Annotated in this window: 13 protein-coding genes; 5 read left to right on the plus strand and 8 right to left on the minus strand. The window is 58.5% G+C overall.

Going from position 1 to position 16,242, the window contains the following annotated elements:
• Positions 1 to 260: 260 nt before the first annotated feature.
• Entirely contained in the window at positions 261 to 1,886 is a 1,626-nt protein-coding gene (locus BSP75_RS12640; protein ID WP_075113424.1) for a HAMP domain-containing methyl-accepting chemotaxis protein, read from the minus strand.
• A 128-nt stretch (positions 1,887 to 2,014) separates the two neighbouring features.
• On the opposite strand from BSP75_RS12640, the gene BSP75_RS12645 reads away from it, so the two are divergent.
• Together BSP75_RS12645 and ruvX are read left to right on the plus strand one after the other, a co-directional pair.
• The gene (locus BSP75_RS12645; protein ID WP_042058476.1) at positions 2,015 to 2,569 is read left to right on the plus strand and encodes a YqgE/AlgH family protein; all 555 of its coding nucleotides are present in this window, start codon (positions 2,015 to 2,017) and stop codon (positions 2,567 to 2,569) included.
• A gap of 41 nt (positions 2,570 to 2,610) precedes the next feature.
• Positions 2,611 to 3,033: a Holliday junction resolvase RuvX gene (gene ruvX / locus BSP75_RS12650; protein ID WP_005343821.1), complete on the plus strand. Its 423-nt coding sequence runs from the start codon at positions 2,611 to 2,613 to the stop codon at positions 3,031 to 3,033.
• A 57-nt stretch (positions 3,034 to 3,090) separates the two neighbouring features.
• Here the strand turns inward: ruvX and dtpB are convergent, their stop codons facing one another.
• The 7 genes from dtpB to blaFOX form a co-directional block, all read right to left on the minus strand.
• The gene (dtpB, locus tag BSP75_RS12655; protein WP_075113425.1) at positions 3,091 to 4,596 is read right to left on the minus strand and encodes a dipeptide/tripeptide permease DtpB; all 1,506 of its coding nucleotides are present in this window, start codon (positions 4,594 to 4,596) and stop codon (positions 3,091 to 3,093) included.
• Between the two features lie 679 nt (positions 4,597 to 5,275).
• Positions 5,276 to 6,250: an HTH-type transcriptional regulator YidZ gene (yidZ, locus tag BSP75_RS12660; protein WP_075113426.1), complete on the minus strand. Its 975-nt coding sequence runs from the start codon at positions 6,248 to 6,250 to the stop codon at positions 5,276 to 5,278.
• 350 nt (positions 6,251 to 6,600) lie between these two features.
• A complete protein-coding gene (locus tag BSP75_RS12665; protein ID WP_148140709.1) occupies positions 6,601 to 7,629 on the minus strand; it encodes a hypothetical protein in 1,029 nt (342 codons plus the stop codon).
• Positions 7,630 to 7,646: 17 nt separating this feature from the next.
• The gene (locus BSP75_RS12670; protein ID WP_075113428.1) at positions 7,647 to 7,973 is read right to left on the minus strand and encodes a Bor family protein; all 327 of its coding nucleotides are present in this window, start codon (positions 7,971 to 7,973) and stop codon (positions 7,647 to 7,649) included.
• Between the two features lie 463 nt (positions 7,974 to 8,436).
• Positions 8,437 to 9,399, minus strand: coding sequence for an HTH-type transcriptional regulator YidZ (gene yidZ / locus BSP75_RS12675; protein WP_042058466.1), 963 nt, complete (start codon positions 9,397 to 9,399; stop codon positions 8,437 to 8,439).
• A gap of 18 nt (positions 9,400 to 9,417) precedes the next feature.
• Positions 9,418 to 10,590: an MFS transporter gene (locus BSP75_RS12680; RefSeq protein WP_075113429.1), complete on the minus strand. Its 1,173-nt coding sequence runs from the start codon at positions 10,588 to 10,590 to the stop codon at positions 9,418 to 9,420.
• Positions 10,591 to 10,913: 323 nt separating this feature from the next.
• The gene (gene blaFOX / locus BSP75_RS12685) at positions 10,914 to 12,062 is read right to left on the minus strand and encodes an FOX family cephalosporin-hydrolyzing class C beta-lactamase (RefSeq protein WP_075113430.1); all 1,149 of its coding nucleotides are present in this window, start codon (positions 12,060 to 12,062) and stop codon (positions 10,914 to 10,916) included.
• A 199-nt stretch (positions 12,063 to 12,261) separates the two neighbouring features.
• On the opposite strand from blaFOX, the gene BSP75_RS12690 reads away from it, so the two are divergent.
• From BSP75_RS12690 to BSP75_RS12700, 3 genes are read left to right on the plus strand one after another with little or no spacing between them, the layout of a single operon-like run.
• Positions 12,262 to 13,182 (plus strand): AAA family ATPase, encoded by a 921-nt coding sequence (locus BSP75_RS12690; protein WP_050070523.1) that lies wholly within the window; start codon positions 12,262 to 12,264, stop codon positions 13,180 to 13,182.
• Positions 13,182 to 14,177, plus strand: coding sequence for a DUF58 domain-containing protein (locus BSP75_RS12695; RefSeq protein ID WP_042657959.1), 996 nt, complete (start codon positions 13,182 to 13,184; stop codon positions 14,175 to 14,177). Before BSP75_RS12690 ends, BSP75_RS12695 begins: the two co-directional genes overlap by 1 nt.
• Entirely contained in the window at positions 14,164 to 16,179 is a 2,016-nt protein-coding gene (locus tag BSP75_RS12700) for a DUF3488 and transglutaminase-like domain-containing protein (RefSeq protein WP_075113431.1), read from the plus strand. Before BSP75_RS12695 ends, BSP75_RS12700 begins: the two co-directional genes overlap by 14 nt.
• Positions 16,180 to 16,242: the final 63 nt, after the last annotated feature.

A 16,242-nucleotide genomic window follows, 5' to 3' on the forward strand; every position in this document is an offset into this window, starting at 1 on the left:
AGTGGCCAAATTAATGAGGCGGGAAGGGCTGCGTTCGCAAACGGGCTATCAACGTCGCAAGGGGCATTATGAGCAGCATTGCTGGCGTGGAGGAAGTCGAGTGCCTAGTTAATACTATAAAAAATCCGAAACCAAATCAACAGGTTTCGGATTTTTACACTTTACACATCAGGAGGATCGGTCACTGGATCCTTAACTGATCGGCATTAGCTCCCGGGGCCGCCTCTTCTGTTTCCTGCTGCATGCGTTGGAATGAAAGCTTAACAGCGGAACTGTCCCACCTTCTGCTTGAGATCGCTCGATAGCTGCTCCAGCTCGTGGCAACTCTGGTTCAGCTCGGAGGCCGCCGCCGTCGATTCGGTAGCAATATGGGCGATATTGACCACGTTGCGGGTGATCTCCTCCGCCACATTGCTCTGCTCCTCCGCGGCGGTGGCGATATGAGTGTTCATCTCGTTGATCACCTCCACCGAACTGACAATCTCGCCAAGGGCCTTGCCGCAGGCGAGCACGGTGCGGTTGGACTCCTCCACCTGATCCAGCCCGCGCACCATGCTGCTGGCCGCATCATTGGCTCCCTGCTGCAACTTGACGATGGTCTTGCCAATCTCTTCGGTCGAGCGCTGGGTTCGCTGGGAGAGGGTACGCACCTCATCGGCCACCACCGCAAACCCGCGCCCCTGATCCCCTGCCCGCGCGGCCTCTATCGCCGCATTGAGCGCCAGCAGGTTGGTCTGCTCGGCGATGCCGCGAATGGCATCCATTACGCTGCTGATATCTCGGCTGTCGTCGGCCAGCTGGGTGATCATCGCCGCCGTGTCCTGAATATGGGATGACAGCGCCGACATCCGGGCGATGGCATCCTCCACCACCAGATGGCCGTGGCGGGCACTCTCGTCCGCCACACGGGCCGCATCCGCTGCGCCGGAGGAGCTGTTGGCCACCTCGGCCACCGTTGCGCTCATCTGGTTCATGGCGGTGGCGGTCTGATCGGTCTCCCCCTGTTGCCGGGCAAAGCGCTGGCGACTCTCGACCCCGATATGGGCCAGGCGTGCGGACTCCTTGGCAAGGTGCTCCGCCATCTCGTTGATCTGGTTAATCAAGCCGCGAAAGTGGCTGATCACCAGATTAAGCGATTGGGCCAGCGCCCCCATCTCGTCCTTGCGCAAGACCGGCGCCTGCTGGCTCAGGTCGAGATCCCGCTGCATTCCGCGCAGCACCTGCCCCATGGCTGCCAGCGGCTGGCTGACGCTGCGTCCGGCCCAGACGCCGAAGAAGAGTACGCAGGCGGCCCCCACCAGAAACAGCACGATAAAGAGCCGAAACAGCTGCAGCCTGAGATCGTTGAGCTCGCCGATGTTCTGCTCCGCCTCTTTGAGCTGGAACTCCACCAGCGAGCTAACTCCGTCACTGACCGGATCGATCACCCCGTAGAGGGGCATGATGCGGGCCGAAAGCTGATCCCGCGCCGCCCCCTGCATCTGATCCAGCACCGCCACCACGGCAGCAATCTGCTGATCCGCGGCGCCGAACAGTGCCTGCACCCGCGCAGCCTCCTGCTGTTCGGACGGGCTCCGCTCCTGTCCGCTGTATTGCTGCCAGATGCGGGCGATCTCCTGCTGCGCCTGCAGCATGTCGGCCTTGGCCTGAGCGGGCGCAATCCCCCCCACATTGGCCTTGTTGGCCGCATCGATCACCTTGACCGCGTAGAGATCGGCAATCTGTTTGAGCTCCTTGAGCTGTACTACCTCCCCCTGATACATGGCGTTCATCCCCGTCATCAGTTGGGACATCGCCTGACTCGCGCCCACCAGCAGCGCCAGCAGTGCCAACAGTGGCACCACACAACCCAGGATCAACTTCTGCCTGATTGAAATACCTTCCATGGTCTTCTCTCCCACACCTTTTGGTGAGTGGGCAAGACGCGCCCGATAAAAAGCGGTTTTGCCCAAAGTGATGAACTGCCATAATTGCCCTATTCACTTCCCAACGACCTTTGCACTATTTGGCCTCTATGCAAACACTGCAAAATCACTTCCTGCTTGCCATGCCAAGCCTGACGGATCCCTACTTCGAGCGTTCGCTGGTCTATCTGTGCGAGCACAACGAAGAGGGCGCCATGGGGCTGGTGGTCAACATTCCGGTCGAGATGTCGCTGGAAACCATGCTGACCCAGCTCAAACTCAACCCGCCCGCCAGTCCGGAGCTCAAGCAACCGGTATTGCAGGGGGGGCCGGTTCACGCCGATCGCGGCTTCGTGCTGCACAGCTTCCGCCCCGGTTTCAACTCCACCCTGCAGGTGGGGGATGAAATGATGGTGACTACATCCAAGGATATACTGGAAACTCTGGGCACGAGCGAAGCACCCGCCCATTGGCTGGTAGCTCTTGGCTATGCGGGCTGGAGCGCCGGTCAGCTGGAACAGGAGCTGGTCGATGGCGCCTGGCTGGTGATCCCCCCCAATCCGGATCTGGTGTTCAAGACCCCCATTCACAAACGTTGGCAGCAGGCCGCCGCCAGCATAGGGGTGAACCCGGTTCACCTCTCCAGCGACATCGGTCACAGCTAACCCCAGCAACGCATCTGGCGTTGCATTTCGAGGATTTTTTCATGTCATCACGCAGCATCATGGGCTTTGACTATGGCACCAAGAGCATTGGCGTCGCCATCGGTCAGGAGCTGACTGGCACTGCCCAGCCTCTGCGCGCGCTCAAGGCCAACGACGGCATCCCCAACTGGGACGAGATTGAGAAGCTGCTCAAGGAGTGGCAGCCGGACCTGCTGGTGGTCGGCCTGCCGCTGAACATGGATGGCACCGATCAGGAGATCACGGTACGGGCCCGCAAATTCGGCAACCGGCTGCATGGCCGCTTCGGCAAGCCGGTGGAGTTCAAGGATGAGCGACTCACCACCACGGATGCCCGCGCCCGACTGTTTGAGCGGGGCGGCTATCGCGCGCTGGAAAAGGGCAGTGTGGACGGGGTATCGGCACAACTGATCGTCGAAGCCTGGATGGAAGAGCAATACAACTAAGCCATCAACAACAAGGCAAGGGTCAATGCCCTTGCCTTGTCTCGCACTATCCTCCTATCACGCCTGTGACTGACCTGGCACCAGCCCTTCAGCCTCTGTCGGCGTCGCATTCATCATCCGGTTAAGCCAGGGCACCATCAGCCCCATCACGACCGCAATCAGCAGGGTCGCCATCCCGATCTTGCCAAACACACCGGTGTAAATTGGCAGGGTCTGCAGCGGATCCGTCATCCCTTCCGGCATGGCGGTAAAGGTCGCTACATAGCCCCCCAGCAGGGATGCCATCGCCTGGGTCAGGAACCACATCCCGAGAATGAAACCCATCAACCGTTGCGGCACCAGCGCAGCCACCATGGCCAGCCCCAGCGCGCTGATCATCAGCTCACCGATACTCTGGAACAGATAGATAAGCACCATAAACCAGGGGGAAGTGAGCCCCTGTTCATCAGCAAACCACCAGCCGGACGCGGCCGCAGTCAGGAAACCCAGCGAGCAGAAGAACATCCCGAGGGTGAACTTGAGCGGCATGGTGAGATCCCGCCCCTTGCTGCCCATCCGGGTATAGATCAGCGCCAGCACCGGGCTGCCCACCACCACCCAGAAGGGGTTGAGCGCCTGGAAGCTGATGGGATTGACGCTCATGCCCAGCATCTCGTGATGCATGTTGTTGATGGCAAAGAAGTTGAGAGACGTCGGCATCTGGGCGTACAGCACGTAGAAGAGCACTGCCTCCAGCATCAGTACAAAGGCCACATACATCTTGTTGCGGCCGACGCTGTCGAGCTTGAACGCCTCGCGAAAGAAGACGATCACCACGGCGACGGTCACGGTCATCAGCACCATGTTGGCGATCACCACGTGGTGCATCAGCCAGGCACAGAAAAACACCATGGCCACCGAGCCCGCTATCACCAGCAGCAACTTGCTGTAATTGAGCGGCAGGTGATCCGGCTCGGAGCCGATATCCTTGACCATATTGCGGCAGGCAAAGAAGGTGAGCAGCGCAATAATCAGCCCCACCCCGCACAGGTTATAAGTCACGGTATAGCCGTAGTGATCGGCAATCACCGGCGCCAGCGACAGGGAAATAAGGGAGCCGATATTGATCGACATATAGAACAGGGTAAAAGCCCCATCCAGCCGCGGATCTTTTGGCTGGTAGCATTTTGACAGCAGGCTGGCCGGATTGGCCTTGAACAGGCAGTTACCGACCGCGATAGTGCCCAACGCGTAGAAGATCAGGTCGGGATTATAGATAGAAAGACCGGTCATGAAGTAACCGATCACCAACACGATAGCCCCGAGCACCATGGTGCGCTTGGTGCCGAGCACATGGTCGCCGACATAGCCACCGACCGAGATCAGGCCATATACCAGCGCCGAGAAAGCACCGAAGGTAATAAAGGATTGCTCTTGGGAAAATCCCAGTTGCTGTACGAAGAAGACCGCCAGGATCCCCTGCACGCCGTAATAACCGAATCGCTCCCAGAGTTCGACGAAAAAGATCATGAAGAAGGGTTTGGGTTGTTGTAACAACCCCGTGGGTGCTGTTGCTGGACGCATATTAACCTGCCTTTATTAAGATTTATTTTTTATTAATTGGTGGCGGCTGCTTCACTATTTTCTGATCCCTCATTGCTATAAAGGGGACAATGTCAGCCTGCCAATCTGGATATTTTCGGGTGCACGCGCCCCGTTCGATGAATGATATTTTTCATCTAACCGGTGCAATCACGGGTTATCGGGGGATGGGTGAATGGCGTCGCACTGTGCCATTACGGGCTCCGGGCTTCACCTTTGCTGCATCCTTTCACTCAAGCCGGTTCATCAACCTTGATGCTTACTCTCCTCTGGTCCGGCGCACACGACGGGTAGCCGGATAGCCGGGGCATGGCACAACCGCAACCACTGGCGACCGTTGAGGCTGGCTCACCCGCTCCGCGGAGGATCACCTCATGCGGGTTATGTTTAACCCCGCCATATCGAAGGTTGCCATGCTATATCACTGGAAATACAGGAACTTAATGGTTGATCACACTTTAAAATCATCCATTAGTGAAGTTTTCTAATGAAACTACATGAATTTTTTTCGTGCAAAGAGCTTCACACGAGACGTGCAGTCAGTGTCCATTTGTGTATATGCGGCGCTGAATGGAACGCTTTCTGGATCAATGAGGTTAACGCTCGACCAATCACGCCACTACGCAACAAAAAAAGCCGGAGCATCTTGCTCCGGCTCCCATTATTGGCTGCCCACGGGCATCGACTCCCGGTGATAGAGCCGTCGTATCTCATTGAGCAACCACAACACCTTGGCGTCCTGATTGTGACGCTTATGCCACAGCAGGATAAAGGTGAGCTCCAGTTGCTGATAGAGCGCTTCAGACAGGGGCAGTGGTCTGGTGATCAGATTGGGATGATATTTCGCTGCATGTCCGGCGCAATAAGAGGGGGCGACCGCGATCAGATTGTTGTCGGGCTGGGATGCGATGTGCAATGACTGCTCAAAGCTGGAGACCATGACCGGGACTTTACGGATCAGTCCCTCATCCTCCAGCAGCAGATCCAGCCCCCAGGTCTCCTTGACCTCAAGCACCACGCTGCTATGAGGGCAATTGAGAAAATTCTCCATTGACCACTCCTGCTGAAGCAGGGGGTGATCCTTGCGCAGGAAGACCACAGGCCGATCGCAAAACAGCACTTCATGATCGATGTAATAGGGCAGATTGCTGAGCTTGAGCTGAGAACGGCTATAACTCTCGCGGACACAGACCCCCAGATCCGCATCACCGTTGACAACGTCATTGAGGGAGTTGCGGTTCCATCCCAGCATTTTGACCACAGAGTTGGGATACTTCTCATGGATGGCCATCGGCAAATCACTGAGCAAGCTGTTGTAGAACGGGGATTGCATCACCAGACTGAAACGGGCGCCATCGGGGATCGCCTCGCTATTGAGTGACGCGATCCGTTCGGTAAGGGGAAACCAGAGTTTCAGCTCTTCTTCCAGGGCAAAGGCCAGATTGGTGGGCTGCAACTCTTTGCGTCCCCGCACAAACAGCGGATCGCCAAACCAGAGCCGTAATTTGGCAAGCGACTTGCTCACAGTGGAAGGCGTGACACCGAGCAGCGTAGCCGCACCTGTGGCGCTGCGTTCGGCCATCAAATATTTGAACACCACCAGCAGGTTCAAATCGAGTTCACTCAGTGCTCGCATACAACCTCTTGCGACATGATTGCTCCGGGCGGCCCATTCGCCATGCAGTCAGTGGCACGGTAAATGGCCACTCTCGCCCCATTCAACAACAGATACGACCTCTCCGATAGTGAAAGCGTCACATCTTTCTTGGCAGGATAAACGATATGGGTAATCACTTCCGATGATCCGTCAACCATTCTGACCAACAAGATTGTTCACAGAAAGTGCCCCTGGCAACGGATCTGACGACTCGCTGATGTGCCGATAGCCTGATGCCCGACAGAAACACCGTTATCAATCGGCAAGAGAACGGATAAAAAATCCCATGAGGCGCTATTGCCCCCCATGGAATATGACTGACGGGATGTTTATCCCTTATTCAGAGTAAATATGACCCCATCCAGCTCGGGGAATCCAATAACTACTGTGTTCTTATTATTCGCATCGTTAAACTCGGCAATATATGCGGTAGCCGTGTCTTTCACCTGTGCCAAACCCGCCGTGTTTTTATAATCACTCTGGCTCCAGTTGGCATCATTAAATTCAATAAATTTGCATTTCTCGAATCCGGTAAAAGTAAGTTTGCTCAATACGTGAGCGATATCTTCCTTTCCCTCACCTAATAATGTGCAACCTGCTGAAGGCAGTTCCATAACGACGCTCAACTGACTACCTTTGTTAGTCACCGTGGTGTTGCCTAACATATCGGTTATATAGCCATTTCCACTCGGCCATATCACTGATTTATCTGATTTATCTGATTTACCTGGATTGTCTGGATTAATATCTGTTGTTTTGACTTCTGTAATACCAACCTGGCCATTCCAATTGTGATATACCGTGGTTCCGGTACTCGAAAGATCAAACGCAGAATATCTGACCCGCTCACCCTCTGCATTGATGACGGGCATGGTTTTGATAATGACCTGACTGGGGACACTGCTTTGTCTCTGGTAATTCGATGGCACGAGCTGCGCACCTGAATTATCCCGCGTCAAAACAGCACTGTCTGCCACTTTATTTCTGCTAATGCGCGTCAACGTCAGCGTCGATGGCTCTGTGCTATCGGACTGCATTCCGGCCTGACCAAGCCACCAGGTAGCCACGGCGCCATCATCGGCCCAGATATCCCAACGCAGCTGCGCATCACGTTGTGGGTAAACGATTGCCAAGCCGGCGAAATTAACCAATGTCTGATGCGGATCATCGCGCGTAAGAAGCGTCGTCTGGTAAACCCCTGGCTGCGGTAGGGCAATGCCTGCTTTAAGTGTTGTTGCAACATGGGAAACAGGAGCAACGCTGGTCGCTGTGGTTGATTTGTTATCATCTGAGCCACCACAGCCAGACAGGGTGGCCATACAAGCCCCCAACAATACCCATTTATGACTGTTCATCATCAGAAAATTTCTCGCTATTATTTTTTGGAACAATAAACTCTGGCTTCTCGAGGGGTATAAACCCCGTAGGTAATCCCGCTGGCCAATGAATTAAGCCAGGATTGTTCTGTCTCGATCCTGACAACATTTTCGGCACCGTGACAAATAGCAGCGGCGTCTATGGGTTCGTTCAGGCCAATATCAATATCTGAAAAGAAGAAGTGACTGGTGACCTCGGTCGAACTGACACTATTTTCGTTACCGAGTGTAAATGCCTGTGCGGCATTGACATCGACAACCTGTTTGGCACAACCACAGTTAACAACCGTCAAGCAGACGATAATCATCGTTTTGTAATTAAACATTTAAACTACCTTGCTGGTGCTGCCAATAACATCATCAAATTTTGACTGCCAGATATAGCACCGCCAATATTGGGATGGCAGTGTCACGACCGTAAAAATTAGAAATGATATATGTGATGAGGATTTTTTTGATCAGCATCATCTGCCACACTTCCCGTGTTAACGCAGAGCAATGATGTTTGTTCAAGCCAATTTTAATGTACGACCTCTTGCATCCCCTCAATAGGGATTGAATGCAAGTTAGCTTTTCTTGTTATGAATCGCAGTATCTAACGGTGCCATGCTGACGTCTACAGCAAAAGCAGAAGTCAGAACATTCCATTTCAGAAAGTATGTTGCGATATTGTTTGGATAGAAAACAGACGACCGAATGGTCCATCGCCATCATCACCGCCGGTTAAATAATCAATAACAAGCCGAAACAGCTGACTCCGGCTAATCAATCGGCATCGTCACTGCCACATTAACGTGGCAATTCGTCGTTATAGAGTCGCCGGATCTCGTTACGCAGCCACATTACCTTGGCATCCTGATTGTGCCGTTTGTGCCACAACAGGATGAAGGCGATCTCCAGCTGGGCATAGAGCTTCTCCGGCAGCGGCAGCGGCATGGCGATCAGATTGCCGTGATGCCGACTGGCATAACCACCGCAGTAGGAGGGGGCTACCGCGATCAGCTCGTGGCTCGACTGGGAGGCAATATGCAGCGCCTGCTCGAAACTGGCGACCATGATGGGCACCTCCCGCTTCAGCCCCTCATCCTCCAGCAGACTGTCGAGGGCCCAGGTATCGTTCGCTTCCCACACCATGCTGATCTGGGGGCAGGCCAGAAAGTTCTCCAGCGACCACTTCTGCTCGAGCAGGGGGTGATCCTTGCGCAGAAAAACCACCGGACGATCGGTAAACAGCACCTCGTGATCAATGTAATAAGGCAAGCGGTTGACCTTGGCCCGGGAGCGGCCATGGGTTTCGCGGGCGCAGAAGCCGAGATCCGCATCGCCATTGACGATGTCGTTGAGAGAGTGGTGATCCCACCCCAGCATCCTGACCACCGATTTCGGGTACTTCTCATAGATGGTCATGGGCAGATCGCTCAGGAAGCTGATGTAGAAGGGGGACTCCATCACCAGCGTAAAGCGGGCACCGTCGGGGATCGCATCGCTATTGAGCGAGGTGATGCTGTCGGTGAGCTGGAACCAGACCTTCAGCTCCTCCTCCAGGGTCAGGGAGAGGTTGGTCGGCTGCAACCCCTGCCGCACCCGCACAAACAGGGGATCGTCAAACCACTCCCGCAACTTGGCCAGAGACTTGCTCACCGCCGACGGGGTGACGCAGAGCTTTTTGGCCGCCCCTGCCACACTGCGCTCCTGCATCAGGTACTTGAAGACCACCAGCAGGTTCAAATCGAGTTCACCCAGGTTGCGCATATCCCCTCTCATCTTCCATCAGCCCTGCGACCGCGCTTCACGGACCGCGAGCCATGGTACCAGCCCTTTGACAGCCAGGTAACTGAGCATTGCCAGCAGCAGGGCATAGATCAGCATCTCGGACGGAGTAAAGCCGAGCCGGCCAAGCAACCAGATATAGAGGCCGGAGAGGCTGATCTGCATGATGCAGAGCACGGCGCTGGCAAAGGCCACGTTATGCTGGCAACCATCGAGCGCCTCCCCCATCGCCACCCCGAAGCCACAGGAGAAGCCGACACAAACCAGCGCAAACCCCGGCAGCAACAGATGGATATCGCCCCCCGCCTGCCAGCTGCCGAGCAGTGAGCACGCCGCCAGCAGATAGGAGAGATGAGACACCGCCAGCACCTTCTGTTTGCCCAAACGGCGCAACAGCAGGGGGGTCAGGAAAGAAGTAGACATGCTCACCCCGGCCATCACCATCATCACGATGGAGTACTGCTCGGTCGTGAAGCCAAACTCCTTCATCAGGATCAGCGGCGAGACGCTGACATAGACCAGAATGGCGGTCACGCTGGCACTGGTCAGCAGGGAGAGCAACATAAAGCGCGGCGAGCGCAGCAGGGCAAAGGGCAGCGCCGCGCCACTCCCCGGTTGCCGCGCCGGACGGGTCTCCTTGAGCAACAGCAGGTTGACCAGACCGCTGATGGCCGCCACCAGCGCCATCGCCACGAAGATCCCGCGCCAGTCAAAATGGGACAGGATGAGATAACCGAGCACCGGCGCCAGCACCGGGATCACGCAGATCACCCCGTTGATCATCGAGAGCGCCATCGCCAGCCGCTCCTGACTCAGCACATCCCGCAGCACGGTAAAGGTCATGATATAGAGCGCCCCCGCCCCGACCCCCTGCCAGAAACGGCCGAGGTAGAACTGGGTGATCCCTTCGGCATGACCCGCCACCAGCGAGGCGATGACAAAAATCAACGCCCCCCCGAGCACCACCCAGCGCCGCCCGTAGCGATCGGCAATCATTCCCCCCAGCAGCACGGTCGCCGCCATGCCAAACAGATAGATGGAGAAGGCGGTATGGATCTGCGCCTCGCTCGCCTGCAGGGTATCGGCAATCTGGGGCACGGCGACCAGATAGAGATCGATCCCGACCGGATAGAGGATGATCATCAGAAAACTGCACAACAGGAATACAGGCATGGATGCTCCATAACAGATTGACCCGCCAGCCCCCGCCAGAAAGAAGCAACAGGCGAAGAGTGGGCAGGGTCAAGGTGGTAACGAACGTAATGAACATGGCAGCGGACAGGGCCGCAATGGGGGGAACTATATGGTGGGCCCTCTCCTGCACCTAGTGAAGAGATGGCGATCGGTACATTCCAATCAGGAAATTTTGTTTCTACCATCGAGCCATTTAGGCAGCAAAACCCACCACAGCACGATTGCCGGAGACGAGCATACCCGCATGACGCCGGGGTTGCCCCTGCGTCACTGTCAAATTTGGACGCCCTGAACTCGGCCGATCACTCGGCCAACTGACTCAGGATGGCGTGAGCCGCCTTCACCCTGGCCTCGATGGGATAGTTGCGATTGGCCAGCATGACGATGGCGATCCCTCTGGCAGGCACGAACGCCACATAGGCGCCAAAGCCGCCGGTCGAGCCCGTCTTGTTATAGAGCCGCTGCTCGCCCATCGCTTTGGGCACCGCAAAGCGCGTTACCGGATTGGCTTGGAAGCTCACCGCCGGTGAGTTGCCCGCCAGCAGCACCTGCTCGGTGACGGGATAGGCGTAACTCTCCCAGCCCAGCCCCTGGGTCATGCCCCCCACCGAATGGAAGCCGGTGTGGGTCAGCGCGATCGCGCTTTTTACCGCGGCATCTCCCTGATACCCCATGTTTTCCTCGACAAACTTCAGCAGATCCGCCGAGCCGGTCTTGATCCCGTAAGCCTCGGCTGCCAGCACGCCCGGAGTGACCCGAATGGGCTTATCTTCCTTCGAATAGCCGTAGGCATAGTTCGCCATGGCCGACTCCGGCACCTGGATATAGGTGTGGTGCAAACCCAGCTTGGGCAGCAGGGTCTGGCTCATCAGTTGCTCAAATGGCTGGCCCAGACTATTTGCGGCCAGGTGACCAAACAGGCCTATGCTGGGGTTGGAATACTGACGATGAGTCCCCGCCGGATAAACCGGTGACCAGTGCCGATAGTAAGTGCGCATATTGTCATTCGAATCCACCTCATCGGGGAACTGCAGCGGCAAACCACCCGCACTGTAGGTGGCAAGCTCGGCCATAGTCACACCATCGAAAGCGGAACCTTTGAGCCAGGGGGCGTGCTGGCTCACCTTGTCATCCAGCTCAAAGCCCCCCTTGACCGCAGCATAGGCGCCAAGGGTCGCGGTCAGAGTCTTGCTGACCGAGCCAATCTCGAACAGGGTCTGCTCATTGACCCGCTGGCCGCTCTCGCGGTTGGCAACCCCATAGTTGAAATAGTGGGCCTTGCCATCTTTCAGCACAGCGACCGCCATCCCCGGGATCCGATACGCCTTGAGCATCGGCTGGATAATGCCGTCCACAGCGGCGGTCAGCGGAGCCTCCCCGCTGGCATAAGTACAAGGGGCTAACAGCAGGCTACCCAGCGTCAGTAGCGCGAACGCACGTCGTTGTTGCATATGGTTATTCTCGTGGTGAATGAAATTGGCATTAGCATAAACAAGATGTATGTGCCCACGATGAGCCGGTGTGAAGTCTCGGTGAAGTCACCGGGACATGGCCGATGCTACATCGCTTATGGCTCGATGAGCCCTCCCTCTGCTCGCTGGCGTATAAGCTGTAGGGGCCAAAGAGCCAGAGAGAGAAATGGAGGTGCAAGTGAGATCACAAGAGCACATCACGGCGGTGCTGGCGGCACTGGAGCGAGTCATTCTGGGCAAGCCGCTACAGCTGAAAATCGCGTTGGTGACGCTGCTGGCGCGCGGTCATCTGCTGATCGAGGATCTGCCCGGCATGGGCAAGACTACCCTGGCCCACGCGCTGGCGCAGGTGCTGGGGCTTGCATGCAGGCGGATGCAGTTCACCGCCGATCTGCTGCCCGCCGACCTGCTGGGGCTGCAGATCTTTGACCCCCAGCAGCAAACATTTCGCTTTCACCCCGGCCCCATCTTCACCCAGGTGCTGCTGGCTGACGAGATCAACCGCGCCAGCCCCAAGGTGCAGAGCGCCCTGCTGGAGGCGATGGCCGAAGGCAAGGTGAGCATTGAGGGGCACACCCATCCCCTCCCCGATCCGTTTTTCGTCATCGCCACCCAGAATCCGGCGGATCAGGCGGGTACCTATCCGCTGCCGGAGTCCCAGCTCGACCGCTTCGCCGTGCGACTCTCTTTGGGTTTTCCACCGCGAGAGGCGGAGCGCCAGTTGCTGCGCGGCCACCAGCCGAGTGGCCCCTTGTCCGCCATGCTGGATGGCGCCGGACTCGCCGCCCTGCAAGCGGAGGGGGATGCCATCCATGTTTCCGATGCCACCCTCGACTACCTGCTGGCGCTGGTGCACCAGAGCCGCTTTGATGGGGATCTGCCACAGCCCCTCTCCCCCCGGGCGGCCCAGACCTTGTTGGCGGTGAGCCGGGCCTGGGCGCTGGTAGCCGGGCGGCGCTTCGTCACGGTGGAGGATGTGCAGGCGGTCTTCCCCTATGTGGCCGAACATCGGCTGCGGGGCAGCTTCGGCGTGCAGCATGGCGAAGCCTGCCCCCTGAGCCAGCGGTTGCTGGCCAAGGTCGATCCGGACCATCCCTGATGAGCACCTTGTTCACCCGCTGGCGGCAAAGGAGAGAAAACTGGCAACGACGCTGGCTCGATCGACGCATTCCCCCGGCCCGCCAGATCACCCTAGGGACTCACAGCCTCTTTATCCTGCCCACCCGCATGGGGCTGCTCTATCTGCTGGTGCTGCTCGCCATCTATCTGCTCGGCACCAACTACCAGAACAATCTGGTGCTGCTGGTGGCCTACTGTCTCGGCAGTCTGTTTATGGCCGCCATGTGGCTCACCCATCGCAACCTGCTGGGGCTGGAGCTGCTGGGTGGCCCGCTGGTACTGGGGGAAGCAGGTAGCCAGCTTCCTATCCGTATCTTGGTTCAGAGCCGGCGTCCGGTGCTGGCGCTCCGTTTTAGCCTCAACGAAGGGACCCTCTGGCTGAGACAGGCCGACGCTGTGCCCCGCACCTTGATCCTGCCGGTATCGGGCTCGCGCCGTGGGCCATTGCCCCTTGGCCGATTGCGGGTCGAGAGCCGCTACCCCCTCGGCCTGTTTCGCTGCTGGTCCCTGCTGGATCTGCAGCTGGAAGGCTGGCTCGCCCCCAAACCGGCGTTCGGGGCGCTAAGAGGGGAACATGCGACCGAAAGCGAGGGTCATCAGGGCCAGCCGGCTCCGGCCCCCCTCGGTGACTTTGATACCCTGCGGACACACCAAACCGGCGAGCCCCTGAGCCGGGTCGCCTGGAAGCAACTCGCCCAGGGGCGCGGCCTGCTGACCAAGCAGTTCCATGAACCGCTGCAGGATGATACTCACCTCACCTTGCAGCGGGTCGCAGGTGGGGATCTGGAGCAGCGGCTGGCGGTGCTCGCCTGGTGGTGCGCCGATTACGGCAAGCGGGGTATCCCCTTCACCCTGACGCTGGCAAACCAGACGCTGGGGCCTGATAGCGGCGCCGCCTTTGTGCAGCGCTGCCTGCTGGCACTGGCCCGATTCGATGCGACACCACCGAAGAGCACACGGGATGCAGCTCGATAACCGCCGCCTGCTGCCACTCATCGCCCTGCAACAGCTGCTGCTGGTCGCAGCGCTCTGGCCCCAGTTGCAGCTCTGGGTGGTGGCGGTAAGCGCCGCTACCCTCTGCGTCCGGGCCATGATGCTGTGGCGCGGCTGGCCGCCCATTCCGGCGCGCTGGTTAGCACTGCTGGCCATCACTACCTTAGTGTTGCTGGGGCTGCAGTGGCGCACATTGGGCACCCTGCCCGCCCTTATCAATCTGCTCTGGCTAGGCTATAGCCTGAAGATGATCGAGGTGCGGCGCGAACGGGATATCGAGCTGGTGCTGCTGCTCGCCTTCTTTCTGATTGCGCTAGCGCTGGTGCAGCGGCAAAGTATCGGCTGGACGGCCGGGATGGCGGTGGCACTCTGGCTGGCGGTGACCACGCTGGTCGCCGCCATCGCCCCCGAGCAGAAACGGCCTTGGCGCAGCGCGGGTGGCGCCCTGCTGCTGGCGCTTCCCCTGCTTATCACTCTATTTTTGCTGCTGCCAAGGCTCCCGCCCCTCTGGCAGATGCCCACCACCAGCCGCGCCCTGTCGGGGCTCTCGGAAGAGCTGGCCCCCGGCGATATCAGCGAACTGGTCAACTCCTCCGAACTGGCGTTTCGGGTCACCTTTGCCGATGGCCCGCCCCCTGCCCGCGAGCGTTACTTTCCGGTAATGCGACAAGAGATTTTCGATGGCCAACGCTGGCTGCTAAGCCCCAAGATCAAGGCGTGGCAGCGGACGGTGCCGGTGCAAACCGGGCTCACGCTTCTGGCGTCATCTTCACAGACCAACAATCAACTGACAGATAGTCCGTTACCCGCCGGAAGCTACGAGGTGATCGCAGAGCCCCAGCGCCACCGCTGGGCCTTTGCCCTCAGTGAACCGCGCCTGCTGGCGGGTCCGGTGCTGCTCACCCCCATTGACACCCTCTATCGGCAGGGGAGCGGCGAGGTGGCGATCCGCTATCGCATTGGCCAAAGCGAAGCGCAGCCCGAGGATGATCGCCAAGCCGCCCAGCGCAACCTGCAACTGCCAGCCGGGGGCAACCCGAGAGCGCGAGCTCACGGCCAGGCGCTGGCCGCACGCCATCCGGATCGCGCTGCGCTGGTCGCCGCCCTGCTCGCGCAGTTTCGCAGCCAATCCTATTACTACACCCTGACCCCGCCACGGCTTGGCAGTGACGGGGTTGATGAGTTCCTGTTCGATACCCGGCGCGGCTTTTGCGGCCACTACGCCATGGCGACTGCCTTCGTGCTGCGCGCTGCCGGTATTCCGGCACGGCTGGTCACCGGTTATCTCGGCGGCGAGTGGAATCCCAGAGGCAACTATCTGGCGGTACACCAGTTCGATGCCCACGCCTGGGTGGAGTATCTCGATGAAGGGGGAACATGGCGGCGCGTTGACCCCACCGCGGCAGTGGCGCCAGATCGCATTGAGGGCGGCGTAACAGAGGCCCTGAGCGACGAGTTTACCGCCGCCGACCCGCTATCTTTGCAGCGTTATCGCAATTGGGCGCTGCTCAATCAGCTGCGCTGGTGGGGCAACAATATCGACTACCAGTGGAGCCGCTGGGTGATTGCCCACGATGCGGGTCAGCTCTGGCAGCAAATCGGCCTGCGCTGGCCTGCTCTGGCGGGGCATACCCCTTGGTTGATCCTCGCCAGCCTGATGCTGGTTGCCCTGTTGGTGAGCCTGCCCCTGCTGTTGCCCGCCCGTCTGCCGCCAGAGCGGCGCATCTGGCAACCCTTGCTCAAACGGGGCAAATGCAGCGGCTACCCACCCCAGCCCGCCGAGAGCATGGGGGCATGGTGCGAGCGACTGGCGCGGCTGCGTCCCGACCTTGCCCACCCCCTGCTAAAGAGTGCGTGGCTCTATCGCCGCTGGCGTTATGCCCCCCTCAGCGACCGGCAACAAGGGCGCTACTGGCGCCAGTTGCGACGACGTATCAGACAGCTCGTTCGGCGCTGGGATCAACAGCCGAAGAGCACGCTATAAAAGAAGGGGGGAGCCACTGGCTCCCCCCTTAGGTTTGACTCAAGAGATTTGACTCAAGGTCTG

Origin of the sequence: Aeromonas sp. YN13HZO-058 (assembly GCF_001921245.1) — a bacterium.
Taxonomy (GTDB): Bacteria; Pseudomonadota; Gammaproteobacteria; order Enterobacterales; family Aeromonadaceae; genus Aeromonas; species Aeromonas allosaccharophila.